The sequence below is a fragment of the Desulfobulbus propionicus DSM 2032 genome, from assembly GCF_000186885.1.
GTDB classification, from domain to species: Bacteria; Desulfobacterota; Desulfobulbia; order Desulfobulbales; family Desulfobulbaceae; genus Desulfobulbus; species Desulfobulbus propionicus.
Window position 1 is genome coordinate 301,329 of record NC_014972.1, and the last position, 15,395, is coordinate 316,723.

The following is a 15,395-nucleotide window of genomic DNA, read 5'->3' on the forward strand; positions in this document are numbered from 1 at the left end:
TGGCGATTCATGCACCGCATGCTCTAGCATGATTGCTGATTTGTTTCAAGAAAAAATTTATCGGGAGGCTCCTGCCGACAGGCCCGCATTTCTTCCGTCTTTGAAGAGAAAGAGAGCAACCTGGATATACGGATCGGTGGCGACCAGCTCATCCAGCTTTTTCTCTTCGACCGGTTCACCGTCGTCCTCTCCGTTGCCGGTCAGCAATCCAGCATCCTTCGCCTCCTTTCGGGTGGCCGCCAGTTCCAGTCGCTCTTGCCACATGCCGTCGAGAAACACCGCCACATGGGTCTGTTTTGCTCGTGCCTTCGCTTTCCCCGTCTCCTGCCTGATCTTCTGAAAGGCGGTATTCTTTTCGGCCCACTGTGTGCCCTTCTGGCGGAGCTGTTCGGTAATCAACCGGTCGCCATTCCATTGCGCGAAATCCACTTGCTCGACCTGGTCCCAGGGCAGGGAATAATCCATATATTTTTCGCCCGTTTCCAGATAATCAAACATCGAGGGCACCACGAGATCCGGCTCCACCCCCTTATATTGCGTCGAGCCACCATTGATACGATAGAATTTTTGAATGGTCAGTTTCAGCGCGCCCAGATCGTCGTATTTCTGCAGATGCAAGAGCGGCAGATTTCTATTCATGTCCATCATCGCCTGGACGGTACCCTTGCCGTGGGTGTGCTCGCCGCCGATAATGAAGGCCCTGCCGTAATCCTGCAGTGCCGCCGCCAGAATCTCCGATGCCGAGGCACTGAACTGGTTGACCAGCACGATTAGGGGGCCATCGTAGGCGACATCGGGATCTTCGTCCTCAAGCACGCGGACGCTGCCTTGTGAATCCTTGACCTGGACCACCGGGCCACCAGGAAGGAAGAGGCCTGAAATCTGCACCGCATCGGTGAGCGCTCCGCCGCCATTATTGCGCAGATCGAGAATCAGGCCGCTGATTTTCTGCTGTTTGAGCTTGATCAGTTCCGCCAGGGTGTCGTCACTGACGTTACGGCTCTCCTTGCCATTGCTTTGTGCAACGAAATCACGGTAAAAACTCGGGATTCGCAGATAGCCGATGGCGTGTTTTCCCTGTTTGACCACCGTGGATTTGACATAGGTTTCTTCAATCCGCACCACATCGCGGATGATTGGAATGGTACGTTTGCTGCCGTCGGGCTTTTGCACGGTCAGGCGCACTTCGGTGCCCTTGGGGCCTCGAATATAGCCAACGGCCTCGCGAATGCGCATTTCGGAAATATCAACCGGCTCCCCATTCTTTTCGGAAACCGCGAGAATGGTGTCCTCGGCCTGCAACTGGCCCTGTTTTTCCGCAGCGCTACCTGGAATGATCCGGATGACTTTGATCAGGCCATCATCTTCACGCAGGAGCGCGCCGATCCCTTCCAGCGAACCGCTCATCTGGATATCGAAGTCTTCCTTTGATGAGGGAGCCATGTAGTCACTGTGCGGGTCAAAGGCTCGCGCCACCGCATCGAAATAACGGTCGTAATGATCCTGCCGCGATTGCTGCTCCAGCCGGTTCAGCGCCCGGTGCGTGCTTTCGCGCACCTTCTTGATCGCCTCCTTCAATTCGGCTGGATGGTGTTCGGGGCTGATCTGTTTGACAATATCCGGTTGTTGCGCCTTCTTGTCCTCAAGCAGATCGAAATAGGTATCGATCACCTGCATTTTGAGCGTCAGGCGCCAGCGTTCCTGCAGTGCTTCCCTATTTTCGGCAAAAGTGAGTTTTTTGGGCTCGATTTCAAGGTATTCCAAGTGGTTGAGATCGAATCCCCGATCGAGGAGCGGATCGATCAGTTTCTTCACCTGGCGGATGCGGTCGTTAAGCAGTTCCATGCCCGCGTCCGGCAGCACCACATTGCCGCGGCTCAGTTCGTCATCCACATGGGTGGCAAAGGCGTTGAGCTGGTTGACGTCGGATTGAAGCAAAAATCGCTTGCGGGGATCGAGCTGCCGCAGATACAGGTCAAACGCCTTGCGCGACAGGTTGTCATCCAGGGATTCGTGACTGAAGTGTTGCGCCGGCAATTGCTGGCTGAGGATCAGGGCGATCAGTTGATTGCGGTCTTCGTCGAATGCCTCGGGAGCAGCCTTCTTCGCCTGACACGCGGTGATGAACGTCAGGAGAAAAAGAGCGCAAAGAGCGCATACAGGGAGGGCACGTCGGGAGAATATGGGAGCGCGATATTTCATAGGAGTCGGGTTCTATTCCCGCAAGAAGGAGGAGAAGCGGTCATGAGGCGGACAGCAGCGGAGGGACCATTGATTAATAAGGGCTGAGTATCTTGTCGGCGGCGGTCATCGCCTGCATGATTTCATGCATATTGGAAATGTGGCCCACCTGGATGGCTGATTTCAACTTGAAAAAATCAAGACAGGTGCCACAGGCGAGGATTTCAACACCCAGATCCTGGAGCCGCTTGAGTGCGTCGAGCCCCCCCGATGCAGCGGCGACCAGTTTGACACCGCTGTTGTAAAAAATGATTTTTTCCGGCAACGGGCTGACATCCTTGATGGTTTGAATATAGGTTTGCATTAGGGCCCAGCCGAGTTCGTCGCTACCCCGTCCCATAGTATCCGAGGCGATCACGTAGATCAGCTTTGGCGCGGTTGGGATCGTGCATCGATACTCCTCCGCGCCAACGGATTGCGCACTCTGGCCGGCCGTGGCAGTGATGGTCAGGGCGAAACCGCCGCCGGGTCGGTTGGCGCATGCCACGGCATGCCCCTGGCTTTGAGCGAAACGGCTGACATTGTTCCGCGAGGCCTCGTTGTCGACCAAGACCTCAATGCAGGTGACTCCCTGCTCCAGGGCTTCCTTGACCCGCAGAACAGGCTGGGGACAGGAAAGGCCGATGCAGTCGAGGACAACAGGTTTCATGGACAGACTCCCAACGCAAGGCTATGCAATGCGGACAAACGGTTCATGCGCATGTTACAGGATAATTTCCTGCCCTTCCCGGGCAAAAAAGATACGCAGGGGATGATTTGCATCCGTGGTGCAGTACAAGTCGGTCATGGCATCCAACTGGTCATCGCTGCGCTCCGGATCATGATGAAACAGGGCCAGTTGCTTGACCTCTGCCCGAGCGGCGGCGGCTATCGCATCCTCGATCGGCGTATGGCCCCAGCCAACCTTGCCTTGTTCATATTCGACCCTGGTGTACTGCGCGTCATGGACCAGCAGATCGGCGCCTCTGAAAAAATTTTCCAGCACCTGGTTTTGCTCGCGGGCCGCTTCCTCGCCTTCCTGGGCCATCAACTCGTCGTAGTTGGAGGCATTGGGGTCGGTGACGAACAGGTTGCGAAACGGTTCGGTGTCGTAGGCGGTGCAGAAAACCGCGCCCCGGAAACTGAAACGGTAGCCCAAGGTGGTGATGGGGTGATTGATGATCGCGGTCGACAGGGTGATGCCGTCGCCAAGATCGATCATTGGTTCTTCCTTGAGCCGCTGGTATTCAATGCTGCTGGCGAGTTCGCCCATGTTGACTGGAAAATAGCGGTACTTCATTTGACCGCCGACCACCGCCTCCAGAGGTTCATCCTCATAAGTCACCGGACCAAAGACCTTGATCCGGGTTCCAGGAATGTACACCGGCACGAAAAAGGGGAAGCCCATGATATGGTCCCAGTGGGTATGGGATAAGTAGATCTCCGTCGAGATCGGCCCCTTGGGAAGATCGTTGGCGAGCATGAAGTTGGCTAGGTCACGGATGCCGGAACCAGCGTCAATGATGACGTGCCGGTTCACTTCGGGAAAGCGCAGCTCGATGCAGGCGGTATTGCCGCCGTATTTCATGGTCTTTGGGCCGGGGCAGGGGATAGACCCGCGTACACCCCAGAATTTGACTTTGATCATTGGCGCATCCCAAGTGGAAGAAGGAAAAGTGAGGTCATGTCAGACTTTGAGAAAGATTTCCGCCTTGGTGATTTCCGCATCGACCGTTTCCCGGAGGCCGACAACGGTATTCCACTTGAGCCCGCACAACTCCAGCAACGCTTCGAGCCGGGTTTCGTCGGGAAAGCGATTGCCGGCATAGCCGATATCGAAGAGACAGACATAAAAATCGGCCAGGGCCACGGTGGCCACCAAAGCCCGGTGCTCCGCAGCCGCATCCCACGGCGAGTGGTGATGACAGATGGCGTCGGTGATGACGGCGTTGAGCTTCCACTTGGCGGCAATCATCTCGCCAACTTCCTCGTGGTCGATTTCCATCATTTTCCTTTCCAGGGCATTGAGGGGCTCCTGAACCTTCAATGTCTGGGCAAGGACTTCGCTGTACTCGTCGCCAAAGGGGATTTTGCCGAGATCGTGGAGCAGGCCGGCGACAAAATATTCCTCCCGTTCGGCCAGGGGCAGACCGCGCTCGGCGGCGAGCAGCTTGGCCATGACACCCACCCCGATGGAGTGTGCCCAGAATGCCTTGATGGGGAGGGCCTTGGATTTTTTGGCTTGGCCGACACTGCGGATGATGGCGGTGGACAGGGCAAGGTTCTTGACCGTGTTCAAGCCCAGCATGATAATCGCCCGGGTCAGGGAGGTGACCTTGTTGACTAGGGAGTAGTAGGCGGAATTGATCAGCTTGAGAACCTGTCCGGTCAGGACCGGATCAAGGGAAATGACCTTGTTGAGGTCGTTGGGCGCGGTGTCCGGTCGGCTGCAGATCTCCAGCACCTTGCCGACCGTGGTCGACAGGCTTGGCATTTTATCAACGACAACGCGGATTTTATCCAGCTTGGTGTTTCGTTCGAGCATGGAGACAGGGGGTAGCGACAGAAGCGGGGCAAACGACACCGGAGCCAATACAATTCGCCTATAATAAATGAACCAACAGGGGAGGTCAAGCGGAGGGGAGAGTTTTCTCCGAGATTAACAACCGTGTTTAATCAAAAAATTTCGCACCATTTCCTCCATCAGTTGCAGCTGGTTCTGCCCCGTTTCATTGATCCGGATCCAGAGGCAGCGTTGGAATGCCCGGTGGAGGTCCTCGGGAACGAGCAGCTTCAATTCGACCAGTTTGCGGTCGTGTCCTTCTGGCCCATGATCATCCGCGTTCATGATAGGCCACCACGTCTTGATAGCGCAAACCGGAGCCGCCGAAAATGTCGAGGGCCGACCCCACGGTGACGTCAATCCGCCCACGACCGCTGATCCGGATGTGATCCAGGTCGGCCATGCTGGCGACACCGCCGGCATAGGTGGTGGGCACCGGGGCAGCGTCGGCCAACAGTTCCAGCAGGCGGGTATCGATGCCCATGCACTTGCCCTCGACATCCACCGCATGGACGAGAAACTCATCGCACGAGGCAGCCAAATTGTCCAAGGTTGCCGGAGTAATCCGCAGTTGGGTGAATTTTTGCCAGCGATCGGTGACCACGTAATAGCCGTCCCCGTGCCAGCGGCAGCTCAGGTCGAGCACCAGGCGTTCTTTGCCGACCAGCCGGGTCAGACGGTCGAGCCGCTGTTGGTCCAGCTGTCCGTCATGGAACACATGGGAGGTGACGATGACATGGGAGGCGCCGTGGTCGAGCCAATGGGCGGCGTTGTCGAGGGTGATGCCGCCGCCCACCTGCAAGCCGCCCGGCCAGGCCGCCAAAGCCTCGCGGGCCGCCGCCTCGTTGCCGGGACCAAGCATGATCACATGACCGCCGGTGAGCTGGTCGCGCCGGTACATGTCGGCGTAGTGGGAGGGGGGGAATGGGGAGGAGAAATTGGTTTGCAGCCGCGCCGGATCGTCGCCCAGGCTGGAGCCGACGATCTGTTTTACCTTGCCGTCATGGAGATCGATACAGGGGCGGAATCGCATAGCAGGCATCCCTGAAAAAAAAGGGGCTGCCGGTGGTGTCCGACAGCCCCTGGTTGGTGCGGGAACGAGATTACATTTCCTTGACCATCATGGTGGTGGGATCGAGGCGCAGGCCCTTGCCGCCCTCCACCTGCTCGCCGTAGTTGCGGATGATGTCGAGCTGTATGGTGGCATCCTGTTCCGGTTTGAGCAGGATGATCATGTCAAAGAGATCGTCTATCTCATGGCAAGGCGCGGGCACGCCGGCCGGAGAGACGCGCTTGTCCTCCCGATGGCAGATGGCCGAGAACCAAGCCTGCATGTTCATGTTTTCCATCAGGTTCTTGATGTCTTCCAACGCTTCGCGGTCGGTGTTGACGAAGTCAAAACCATCGACGATCAGGCAGTTGGGGCGGAAGATGTCCTGCAACACCAGGTCGTTGAGCCGCTCTTCCAGGCGTGACCGGCTGAAAGCCGCCACTTTGAAGGTCATGATCATCCGGTGACGGGCGACCATGTCGATCAGTTCGTGCGGTCGGTTGACGCTGTGCTCCTGGAGAATCAGCCCCAGGATGTCGTCATACCAGGTCTTGGTTTTTTCGATCGACTCACCGATGCTGACATGGATGACCCGTTTGCCCCGAAGAATAGCGTCCAGGGCGATCTGGACCAACAGAGCGGTCTTGCCGAGACCGGCGCGGGCCATGACCAGCCCCATCTGATTGTTCTCTCCGCTCATGTTCAGAACCCTGAGCGGGTTCTGCTGAACTAGTGGTTCGTATCCCATAATTCCACCTCTTAACGGTTAACTCTCACGTGTATGTCGATTACAGCGGAACGCCGGTTCACGCATCCTTTTTCTGCGCGGCAAAGGCCTTGATCAGCTCATCAGCCACGCCCTTGGGCACCTGTTTGTAGGTGGCGAATTCCATGGTGAACTCGGCCTTGCCCTGGGTAAGCGACCGGAGCGTGGTCGAGTAGCCAAACATCTCGGCCAATGGCATCTCCGCCTCGACCACGGTATAGTTGCCTTCCTCGAAGGTGCCGATGATCACGCCCCGGCGTTGATTGAGGCTGCCCATGACCGCGCCCTGGAATTCTGAGGGGCCCTCCACCGCCACCTTCATGATCGGCTCCATGATCACCGGCGCGGCCTTGGCGTATCCCTGCTTGAAGGCGCCGATGGAGGCCAGCTGGAAGGCGATGTCCGAGGAGTCGACCGCGTGGTAGGAACCATCGTTGATCGCCACCCGGACTCCGGTGATCGGCGCGCCGGTGAGGGTGCCTTTCTCCAGCGATTTCTGGAAACCCTTGTCGCAAGAACTGATGAATTCTCGCGGGATGACGCCGCCGACGATTTGATCGGCAAACTCGTACTCGCCTTCTTCGAGCGGCTCCATGTAGCCGGCAACCCGGCCGTACTGACCGGAACCACCGGTCTGTTTCTTGTGGGTGTAGTCAAATTCGGCCCGCTGGGTGATGGTCTCGCGGTAGGCGACCTGCGGTGCGCCGACCTCGACCTCGGCCTTGTATTCCCGCTTCATCCGCTCGATATAGACCTCAAGATGCAGCTCGCCCATGCCGGAGATGATGGTCTCGCTGGTCTCGTGATCGACATAGGTCTTGAAGGTGGGGTCTTCCTTGGTGAAGCGGTTGAGAGCCTTGGACATGTTGATCTGCGCCTTGTTGTCCACCGGCTTGATGGCCAGGGAGATAACGGGCGCGGGCACATGCATGGAACTCATCGACCAGTTCAGGCCGGGGCTGCAGAAGGTGTCGCCGGAGGCGCAATCGATGCCGAACAGGGCAACGATATCGCCGGAACCCGCTTCTTCGATCTCTTCCATCTCGTTGGCATGCATCCGCACCAGACGCCCCACCTTGGCCTTCTTGCCGGTACGGCTGTTGACAATGGTGTCACCCTTCTGGATCACGCCCTGATAGGTACGAATGTAGGTCAGCTGACCGTAGCGGCCATCCTCGAGCTTAAACGCCAGGGCCACCAGCGGATCGCTGGGATTGTTGCTGACCACCACCTCAGCCTCGTCCTTGTCCAAATCCAGGGCGGTGTTTTCGATGTCCGTGGGGCAGGGCAGATAGGCGCTGACCGCGTCGAGCAGCAGCTGCACGCCCTTGTTCTTGTAGGCCGAACCGATCATCACCGGAGTCAGCTCCAGGCTCAGGGTGCCGCGGCGGATGGCCTCGTGAATCAATGCCTCGGGAATCTCGGCCTCTTCCAGCATGGCCTCCATCAGCTCGTCGGAGAACATGGACACCGCGTCGAGCAGTTCTTCCCGTTTGGCTTCCGCCTCTTCGCGCAACTCGGCGGGGATCTCTTCATACCGGATCTTCTCGCCCTGATCGCCGTCGAAGTAGACCGCCTTCATGCTGACCAGATCGACCATGCCCGCCAGATCGCTCTCCAGGCCGATGGGCAGCTGAATCATGATCGCGTTGAGATCCAACTTGTCACGCAACTGCTGGGTGACGCGGAAGGGATTAGCGCCGGTCCGGTCGCATTTGTTGACAAAGGCGATGCGCGGCACCTTGTAGCGGGTCATCTGGCGGTTGACGGTGATGGACTGCGACTGCACGCCGCCCACCGAGCAGAGGATGAGCACCGCGCCGTCGAGCACCCGCAGGGCGCGCTCCACCTCGATGGTGAAGTCGACGTGACCGGGGGTGTCGATGATGTTGATGTCATAGTCCCTCCACGAGCAGTAGGTGGCGGCGGATTGGATGGTGATGCCGCGCTCCTTTTCCAGTTCCATGGAATCCATGGTGGCGCCGACGCCGTCCTTGCCCCGGACCTCATGGATGGCATGGATGCGCTGGGTGTAAAACAGAATGCGCTCGGTCAGAGTGGTCTTGCCCGAGTCAATATGGGCGCTGATGCCGATATTCCGTACTTTGTTCAAGTCTTTTTTCATGACGCGTTCCTCAATTGCCGCTTCAGGTCGCTCGCTGCGCTGCTTGCCGTTCGATACTTGTCGGTTGATGAATAAAAAATGGAGTTACAGCAGGTTCTGCAACTCCATGCTCAATACGATGATGGTGCTGGCTAAAAGGTGGGGGAAAAAGGAAGGGGATCCTTCGCCGCTGTAAAAGCGCCCGCAAACCTGTGTAGACTGCCGTGAAGGGTTTGCTTGTACCTTGCTTTTGATAAAGCTATTTTCTATAGCGCATGACAAATAATGAGTCAAGAAATTTTTATGGTTTTTTGCCGTGATGCTTGGTTTGTCGATCATGGGGGCGTTGATTGACACCGCGTGCGGGGCTGGCGATCGATTGGGCAGTTCCTTCAGCTTCAAAAAAGGAGATTTGATGACAAAGGTGAACCATTTTGTCGCAAGGTGGTGACGCAGTCTGCCTGATTGTTGATCGTCACGAAGGTAACCGCATTGTGTGGCGCTTTTTTTTGGATGTACGGCCAATCGGCCTGGTTGTTGCTCTGGCCAGGTAGTCGCTTGCCTGGTATGCGCTGTGATCCTGCTCAGGGCAAGTCGTTGAGAAGCCAACACGAAAACGGAAGGAGATGCCCATGTCGAAAAGAAACGTGGAAGCACTGCTCATCGCCGGCGGAGCTGACGAGAACATTCGCTGCCGATACGATGCGCTGAAAACCAAGGAAGAATTTGTTGCCCTCGCCGGAGCCGATGGCTATGCCTTTACCGTCCAAGATCTCGACGCCGTGCTGCGCGAGTCCGGCGATGCGTTTGAATCCTTTGGCAATCCGCCCAAGCGGGTCATCTGGTGGCGCTGAGGGCAGCCGGCGCCCATCAAGGCGGCAGGGCAGCGCGCCGCAGGGCAAGCAACGGAAAAGGGTTAGGGAGGGGATCCTTTTGCCAGCCGTCGGACGTGGGCGCAGGCTTCCTTCAGGTCAAGGGTCAGTACCCGCCGGTTGTGGACCACTAGCTGGCCATTGACCATCACGGAGCGCACCGCGCTTGCGCAGCCGCTGTATGCCAGCAGATTGGTACTGTGGAACGGCTGCAGCCAGAGGGGGTGCAGGTCGAGCAGCAGCAGGTCGGCGGGTGCGCCGGGGGCCAGGGTGCCCAGTCCACCACCCAGACCGATGGCCTCGGCGCCGCCGTGGGTCGCCATGCGCAGCGCCTCACGGGCTGGAACGGCAGTCGGCTCGTTGGGCCGGACTTTGTGTACTTTAGCGACAAAATCCATTTCGCGAAACAGATCGAGATTGTTGTTTGAAGCGGCGCCATCCGTGCCAAGGCCAATCCGCATCCGCCTGTCAATCATCGCTGCAAGGGGTGCCCGTCCCGAGGCCAGCTTGGCATTGCTTTGCGGACAGCTGATCACGGAGGCGCCTTCTTGGGCCAGCAGGTCAAGGTCGTCCTCGTCCGCCCAGACGCAGTGGACACAAACCGTGTCGCGGTCCAGAATGCCCAGCGCACTTAGGTGGCCAAGGGAAGTCGAGGCCAGCGGTTCGGCGATCAGAGAATGTTCGGTTCGGGTTTCGGCGGCATGGATAAACAGCGGCACCCCGTGCGCCCGAGCCAGCGCCTTGGCCCGTCGCAAGGTATCGTTGCCGCAGGTGTAGGGGGAATGGGCAAAGATCGCCGGGGTGATCAACGGATCGCGTCCCTGCCAGCGCTCAAGGAAACGGGCCGCCACCTCAATATTTTGCTTCGGATCTGCGGCACCCGGAGCCGGGAAATCGAGCACCGCCTGGGCCGCCACGCAGCGTAAGCCGGTTTCCGCGCAGGCGCGCGCTACCTCGTCTTCAAAAAAATAGCCGTCGGCCACGGTGGTGGTGCCGCTGAGCAGCATCTCGGCAGCGGCCAACTTGGCGCACCAAACAACCATTTCGGGGCAGACCGATTTCGCCTCGGCGGGAAAGATATGGTCATGAAGCCAGCTGGCCAAGTCCAGATCATCGGCCAGGCCGCGGAACAGGGTCATGGGGGCGTGACAGTGACCGTTGATCAGACCGGGCATGGCCAGTTGTCCCTGTCCGTCCAGCACTGTCCCGCTGACCCGCGTCGGGCATGCGCTCATCGGGCCGAGCCGCGCGATCTGGCCGTTGGCGACGGCGATGAAGGCCGGCGCGGGCAGGGGTGCTTCGCCGGGGTCGGGAAGGAGCGTGCAGTTGGTGATCAGGAGATCAATATTCGGAACTGCTTGCACAAAAACTCCGAGATAGTGTATCACAGGGGACCGGCCGTGCCGGGAAGAGAACGCACTATACCCGAATCACCCGCAGCGACAAGAGGCAGATGGTGTTCTCCATCTTCAGGCCCTGGGCTGCTGACCCTTTTTTTCTCGAGGATTGCATGGGATTTCGTTGTGGAATTGTCGGCCTGCCCAATGTGGGCAAGTCAACGATCTTTAATGCCTTGACCGCCGCGGCCATCGCCGCGGAGAATTATCCGTTCTGCACCATTGAACCCAATGTCGGCATTGTTCCGGTACCGGACGCGCGTCTTGACCAGCTGGCCGAGCTGGTCAAGACACGGAACAAGGTGGCCACCCAGATGGAATTTGTCGATATCGCCGGCCTGGTCAAGGGGGCCAGCCAAGGGGAGGGGTTGGGCAATCAATTCCTAGGCCACATCCGCCAGGTTGATGCCATCCTCCATGTGGTGCGCTGCTTCGAGGACGACAACATCGTTCATGTCGATGGCTCCATCGATCCCCTGCGCGACGTGGAGGTGATCACCACCGAGCTGATCCTCGCCGATCTGGAGACGGTGGAAAAACGCCTGGCCAAGAGCCGCAATCAGGCCAAGTCGGGCGATAAACGGTTGCTGGCCGAGGCGGCCTTTCTGGAGCGCCTCCAGGCGACGCTCGATCAAGGCAAGCCGGCCCGAACCGTGTTTCCGGACAACGATCAGCAGCGGGATCTGGTGCGCGATCTCTGCCTGCTGACCACCAAGCCGGTGCTCTATGTGGCCAACGTCGATGAGGGCGATCTGGCCACCGGCAATCGCCACGTCGAACAACTGGGCAAGGTCGCGGCCGAAGAGGGAGCATCGATGGTGATGATCGCCGGGGCCATCGAGCAGGAACTGAGCCTGCTGGACCGCGAGGAACAGCGCGAGTTCCTTGCCGAGATGGGCATGGAGGAGCCAGGGCTGCATCGGCTGATCAAGGCAGGCTATGCCCTGCTGGGCCTGATCACCTTTTTCACCGTGGGCGAAAAGGAGACCAAGGCGTGGACCATCAAAAAAGGTACCAAGGCGCCGGGTGCGGCCGGCAAGATCCATTCCGATTTCGAGCGCGGTTTCATCCGTGCCGAGGTCATCGCCTATGACGACTACATTGCCTGCGGCTCCGAGACCGTGGCCCGTGACAAGGGGTTGATGCGCTCCGAGGGCAAGGAGTATGTGGTGGCGGATGGGGACTGCATCCTCTTCCGTTTCAATGTCTGAGCCGTAAGACCGGTCGATTTCAACGGTGCCCGTTCCGCCCATGCGGGCGCCGGTGACGAGGAGTTCGTGATATGGCAAAGAAGATGTTTGTCGCCCAACTGATCGCCGGCCAACAGTTCCAGGAAGTGTTTTTGGTGGCGCGGAAATCTCTGGCCGAAACCAAGGCCGGCAAGCCCTATCTGGCCCTGGGATTGATGGACCGTACCGGCGAGGTCGAGGCCCGGGTGTGGGACAATGCCCTGGAGTTTGAGCCCCAGGTCGAGGAAGGCGGCTTTGTCCTGGTGCAGGCGGTGGCCAAGCCCTTCCGCGACCAGATGCAGCTGGCGGTCATCACCCTTCAGTCGGTGGCGGAGACAGCGGTGGATCTGGCGGATTTCATGCCCGCCAGTCCCCGGCCGCTGGCGGAAATGGCCGCCGAGCTGGAAGCTGTGATCGCGGGTATTGGCGATCCGCCGTTGCGGGCCCTGTTGTCCGTGATTTTTCAGGGCGATACCCTCGACCGCTTTCAGCGTGCACCGGCGGCCAAGAAACTGCATCATGCCTATATCGGCGGCCTGATTGAGCATACCCTGTCCATTGTCGCCCTGGCGGCCAAGATCGCCGGCCATTATCCGTTCATCGATCGGGACATGCTCGTTGCCGGTGCCTTGCTTCATGATCTGGCCAAGATCGAGGAGTTCGATTTTACCCGGACGCCCTTTGGCTACACCGATCGGGGGCGCTTGGTCGGCCACTTGGTGTTGGGGGTGGAAATGGTGCGCAAGGCGGCGGAACAGGTCGAGGACCTGCGCGCCGAGCAGGTGGACCGGCTGATGCACATCATCCTCAGTCATCACGGTCAGCATGATTTCGGCGCACCTGTGCTGCCCATGACCCCGGAGGCCATCCTCCTGCATCACCTCGACGACATCGACGCCAAAATGCAGTACATGGGTGGTCTGCGGGCGAAGATGAGCGGTTCCGGCTGGCAGTGGACCGAGTACCAGCGGCACCTGGAACGCTATCTCTATCTGCGGGCGGGCGGCGAGGAAGAGCAGGCGGCTGCCACCCGGGTTGCCCAATCCGGGGCGACCGGCAGCGAGCCGGAGCCTGAACCCGGCCCCGAGGAATCAATAGCCGCGCCACGAGCCAAAAAAACGATCGACATGCGGCAGCAAAGTCTGTTCTGAGCCATGGCCTTCTCTGACATTCTCGGACAGGCCAAGGCCCTTGCCCTGCTCGACCGTGCCCTGCACAGCGGCCGGCTGGCACATGCCTATCTCTTTGCCGGTCCGGACGGAGTGGGAAAGACCACCGTGGCCCTGGAATTGGCGGCGGTGCTTCTCTGCCGGGCGCCTCGGGAGGATCGCCCCTGCGGGGTCTGTCCCGGCTGCCGCAAGTTCCAGTCGGGCAATCATCCCGATTTGGTCCGCATCCGGCCCGAGGGAGCGGCCATCAAGATCGACCAGATTCGGGAATTGAAAAAAGCCCTGAGCTTTCCTCCGCTTGAGAGCCGACAGCGTGTTGTTCTGCTGGAAGAGGTGCACACCATGCGGCGGGAGGCGGGAAACAGTCTGCTCAAGGTACTGGAGGAGCCACCCGCCGACAATATCCTTATCCTGATGGGCAATGCTACCGGCGCGATCCTTGATACCATCGTGTCCCGCTGTCAACTGATTCCCTTTGCGCCGCTCCCCCTTCCCTTGGCCGCCGAAATTCTCCGCATTCATCGGCCCGAGCTGCACGAGGCGGATCGGTCGGCCCTGGCGGCCCTGGCCGACGGTTGTCCTGGGCAGGCTCTGGCTTTCGATGCCGACGGAATATTGACGGTGTATCAGAAAGTTGTGACTGCATGGCTCGCCCAAGGGCAGACGGAGGGCGAGCGGGTGGAGCATGCCCTGGCGCTGGCAGTGGAACTGGCCGAGACCAAGGAGGGGCTGGAGCCGTTGCTGGCCCTGTTGCGCATCTTCGTCAAGAACGCCATGGCCGCCAGGGCCATGGAGGATGTCCGTCCCTTCGCCCCCGAGGTGCTGACGGCAAGAGAACGCTGGAATTTGCCCCAGCTATCTGCTAAGATGACGGCCATTGATCTGGCGGAACAAGCACTTGCCAGAAACTGCAATCGCGGCCTGACCAGTGAAGTGCTGCTCCTGGATCTTTTTGACTGCGGTATCCCTTGGACCTGAACCATCATGACAGACGCCGATATCGAACCGCAGCTTGTCGAGCCGGCCCCGATTGGGGAAGGCTGCGGCGAGGAAACGGTTCTGCATTACTATAAAATCCGCTTTCGCGAACAAGGGCAGGAGCTAACCGCCTGTGCCCAGTTGACCGATCTGGTTCGGGGCGACCGGGTCATGGTCCGCACCGAGCAGGGACCAGAGCCCGCCACCGTGGTGAGCCGTTCCCCCCGGGGAGTGGACAGCGCCATTGCCCGGCCGGTGAATTACCGCATCAATCGGCGGGCCAGCGACGAGGAATGCGAGAAGTACGCGCAACTGCCGCAGCTGGAACAGCAGGCCTTTCGCCTTTGTCGTCGACAGATCGAGAAGCTGGGCCTGCCCATGCATCTGGTGCGGGTGGAGCGATTTTTCAACGGCTCGAAGATTATCTTCTACTTCACCGCCGAAAGCCGGGTTGATTTTCGCGAGTTGGTCAAGGCGCTGGTGCAGGAATTCCGCACCCGCGTGGAGATGCGCCAGATCGGCGTCCGCCACGAAACCCAGATGACCGGCGGGCTTGGCGCCTGCGGTCGCGAACTGTGCTGCACCGCCTTTCTCAATAAGTTCGACTCGGTCTCGATCAAGATGGCCAAGGCCCAGGATCTGCCACTCAATCCGGCCAAAATCTCCGGCCTGTGCAACCGTCTGCTCTGCTGTCTGACCTACGAATACGAAACCTACAAGACCATGAAAAAGGGCATGCCCCGGGTGGGCCGGCAGGTTCAGCTCGAGGGCAAGACCTACCTGGTCACCCGACAGATTCCCTTGCTTGGCAAGGTGGCGGCGGTTTCTTCCGAGGGAGAGGAGCGGTTGCTGACCGAGGAAGAGTGGCGGGCCGCCGACCCGATTGCCAAAAGCACCGGCCGCAAGGGGCCGGGCAAGAAAGGCGGTTGGTCCAAGCCTGCCGCCATCGACATCTGGGGCATGAAGGACGAGCCAGAGGAGGAGTGACTGTTGACCAGGCCCGGGAGGAGCCGCCTTCTTTGACAACCGCCAGCGAACTGATGGGC

At 59.3% G+C, this 15,395-nt stretch carries 15 protein-coding genes; 5 read left to right on the top strand and 10 right to left on the bottom strand.

Annotated features, from left to right (window positions below):
* Positions 1 to 57: 57 nt before the first annotated feature.
* The 9 genes from DESPR_RS01470 to DESPR_RS18220 form a co-directional block, all read right to left on the bottom strand.
* Complete coding sequence (locus DESPR_RS01470; RefSeq protein ID WP_015723034.1) at positions 58 to 2,202, bottom strand: carboxy terminal-processing peptidase; 2,145 nt, start codon at positions 2,200 to 2,202, stop codon at positions 58 to 60.
* A 73-nt stretch (positions 2,203 to 2,275) separates the two neighbouring features.
* Positions 2,276 to 2,890 (bottom strand): sulfurtransferase-like selenium metabolism protein YedF, encoded by a 615-nt coding sequence (gene yedF / locus DESPR_RS01475; protein ID WP_015723035.1) that lies wholly within the window; start codon positions 2,888 to 2,890, stop codon positions 2,276 to 2,278.
* 54 nt (positions 2,891 to 2,944) lie between these two features.
* A complete protein-coding gene (locus DESPR_RS01480; protein WP_015723036.1) occupies positions 2,945 to 3,868 on the bottom strand; it encodes an MBL fold metallo-hydrolase in 924 nt (307 codons plus the stop codon).
* 39 nt (positions 3,869 to 3,907) lie between these two features.
* Positions 3,908 to 4,765 (bottom strand): HDOD domain-containing protein, encoded by an 858-nt coding sequence (locus DESPR_RS01485; RefSeq protein WP_015723037.1) that lies wholly within the window; start codon positions 4,763 to 4,765, stop codon positions 3,908 to 3,910.
* A 114-nt stretch (positions 4,766 to 4,879) separates the two neighbouring features.
* Positions 4,880 to 5,068, bottom strand: a complete 189-nt coding sequence (locus DESPR_RS01490; protein WP_015723038.1) for a hypothetical protein — start codon at positions 5,066 to 5,068, stop codon at positions 4,880 to 4,882.
* Positions 5,055 to 5,816 carry a phosphoribosylformimino-5-aminoimidazole carboxamide ribotide isomerase gene (gene hisA, locus DESPR_RS01495; RefSeq protein WP_015723039.1) on the bottom strand — a complete coding sequence of 254 codons (762 nt, stop codon included), beginning with the start codon at positions 5,814 to 5,816 and terminating at the stop codon, positions 5,055 to 5,057. Before hisA ends, DESPR_RS01490 begins: the two co-directional genes overlap by 14 nt.
* A 70-nt stretch (positions 5,817 to 5,886) precedes the next feature.
* Positions 5,887 to 6,534, bottom strand: coding sequence for a hypothetical protein (locus DESPR_RS01500; RefSeq protein WP_245529472.1), 648 nt, complete (start codon positions 6,532 to 6,534; stop codon positions 5,887 to 5,889).
* Positions 6,535 to 6,640: 106 nt separating this feature from the next.
* Positions 6,641 to 8,725: an elongation factor G gene (gene fusA / locus DESPR_RS01505; protein ID WP_015723041.1), complete on the bottom strand. Its 2,085-nt coding sequence runs from the start codon at positions 8,723 to 8,725 to the stop codon at positions 6,641 to 6,643.
* 84 nt (positions 8,726 to 8,809) lie between these two features.
* Entirely contained in the window at positions 8,810 to 9,229 is a 420-nt protein-coding gene (locus DESPR_RS18220) for a hypothetical protein (protein ID WP_169701499.1), read from the bottom strand.
* Between the two features lie 107 nt (positions 9,230 to 9,336).
* Between DESPR_RS18220 and DESPR_RS01515 the strand changes: the two genes are divergently transcribed.
* On the top strand, positions 9,337 to 9,558 hold the full coding sequence (locus DESPR_RS01515; RefSeq protein ID WP_015723042.1) for a Nif11-like leader peptide family natural product precursor: 222 nt from the start codon (positions 9,337 to 9,339) through the stop codon (positions 9,556 to 9,558).
* A gap of 62 nt (positions 9,559 to 9,620) precedes the next feature.
* On the opposite strand, the gene DESPR_RS01520 is transcribed toward DESPR_RS01515, so the two are convergent.
* Positions 9,621 to 10,940 (bottom strand): amidohydrolase, encoded by a 1,320-nt coding sequence (locus DESPR_RS01520; RefSeq protein ID WP_015723043.1) that lies wholly within the window; start codon positions 10,938 to 10,940, stop codon positions 9,621 to 9,623.
* Positions 10,941 to 11,086: 146 nt separating this feature from the next.
* Between DESPR_RS01520 and ychF the strand changes: the two genes are divergently transcribed.
* The 4 genes from ychF (at position 11,087) to DESPR_RS01540 (ending at position 15,336) form a co-directional block, all read left to right on the top strand.
* Positions 11,087 to 12,184, top strand: a complete 1,098-nt coding sequence (gene ychF, locus DESPR_RS01525) for a redox-regulated ATPase YchF (RefSeq protein ID WP_015723044.1) — start codon at positions 11,087 to 11,089, stop codon at positions 12,182 to 12,184.
* Positions 12,185 to 12,255: 71 nt separating this feature from the next.
* Positions 12,256 to 13,353, top strand: coding sequence for a 3'-5' exoribonuclease YhaM family protein (locus tag DESPR_RS01530; RefSeq protein ID WP_015723045.1), 1,098 nt, complete (start codon positions 12,256 to 12,258; stop codon positions 13,351 to 13,353).
* 3 nt (positions 13,354 to 13,356) lie between these two features.
* Positions 13,357 to 14,349: a DNA polymerase III subunit delta' gene (holB, locus tag DESPR_RS01535; protein ID WP_015723046.1), complete on the top strand. Its 993-nt coding sequence runs from the start codon at positions 13,357 to 13,359 to the stop codon at positions 14,347 to 14,349.
* A 6-nt stretch (positions 14,350 to 14,355) separates the two neighbouring features.
* Complete coding sequence (locus tag DESPR_RS01540) at positions 14,356 to 15,336, top strand: PSP1 domain-containing protein (RefSeq protein WP_015723047.1); 981 nt, start codon at positions 14,356 to 14,358, stop codon at positions 15,334 to 15,336.
* The last annotated feature ends 59 nt before the right edge of the window (positions 15,337 to 15,395 follow it).

Excerpts from the sequence above, each read along its gene's own strand:
- DESPR_RS01470 (WP_015723034.1), bottom strand. The coding sequence starts at position 2,202 with ATGAAATATCGCGCTCCCATATTCTCCCGACGTGCCCTCCCTGTATGC.
- yedF (WP_015723035.1), bottom strand. The coding sequence starts at position 2,890 with ATGAAACCTGTTGTCCTCGACTGCATCGGCCTTTCCTGTCCCCAGCCT.
- DESPR_RS01480 (WP_015723036.1), bottom strand. The coding sequence starts at position 3,868 with ATGATCAAAGTCAAATTCTGGGGTGTACGCGGGTCTATCCCCTGCCCC.
- DESPR_RS01485 (WP_015723037.1), bottom strand. The coding sequence starts at position 4,765 with ATGCTCGAACGAAACACCAAGCTGGATAAAATCCGCGTTGTCGTTGAT.
- DESPR_RS01490 (WP_015723038.1), bottom strand. The coding sequence starts at position 5,068 with ATGAACGCGGATGATCATGGGCCAGAAGGACACGACCGCAAACTGGTC.
- hisA (WP_015723039.1), bottom strand. The coding sequence starts at position 5,816 with ATGCGATTCCGCCCCTGTATCGATCTCCATGACGGCAAGGTAAAACAG.
- DESPR_RS01500 (WP_245529472.1), bottom strand. The coding sequence starts at position 6,534 with ATGAGCGGAGAGAACAATCAGATGGGGCTGGTCATGGCCCGCGCCGGT.
- fusA (WP_015723041.1), bottom strand. The coding sequence starts at position 8,725 with ATGAAAAAAGACTTGAACAAAGTACGGAATATCGGCATCAGCGCCCAT.
- DESPR_RS01515 (WP_015723042.1), top strand. The coding sequence starts at position 9,337 with ATGTCGAAAAGAAACGTGGAAGCACTGCTCATCGCCGGCGGAGCTGAC.
- ychF (WP_015723044.1), top strand. The coding sequence starts at position 11,087 with ATGGGATTTCGTTGTGGAATTGTCGGCCTGCCCAATGTGGGCAAGTCA.
- DESPR_RS01530 (WP_015723045.1), top strand. The coding sequence starts at position 12,256 with ATGGCAAAGAAGATGTTTGTCGCCCAACTGATCGCCGGCCAACAGTTC.
- holB (WP_015723046.1), top strand. The coding sequence starts at position 13,357 with ATGGCCTTCTCTGACATTCTCGGACAGGCCAAGGCCCTTGCCCTGCTC.
- DESPR_RS01540 (WP_015723047.1), top strand. The coding sequence starts at position 14,356 with ATGACAGACGCCGATATCGAACCGCAGCTTGTCGAGCCGGCCCCGATT.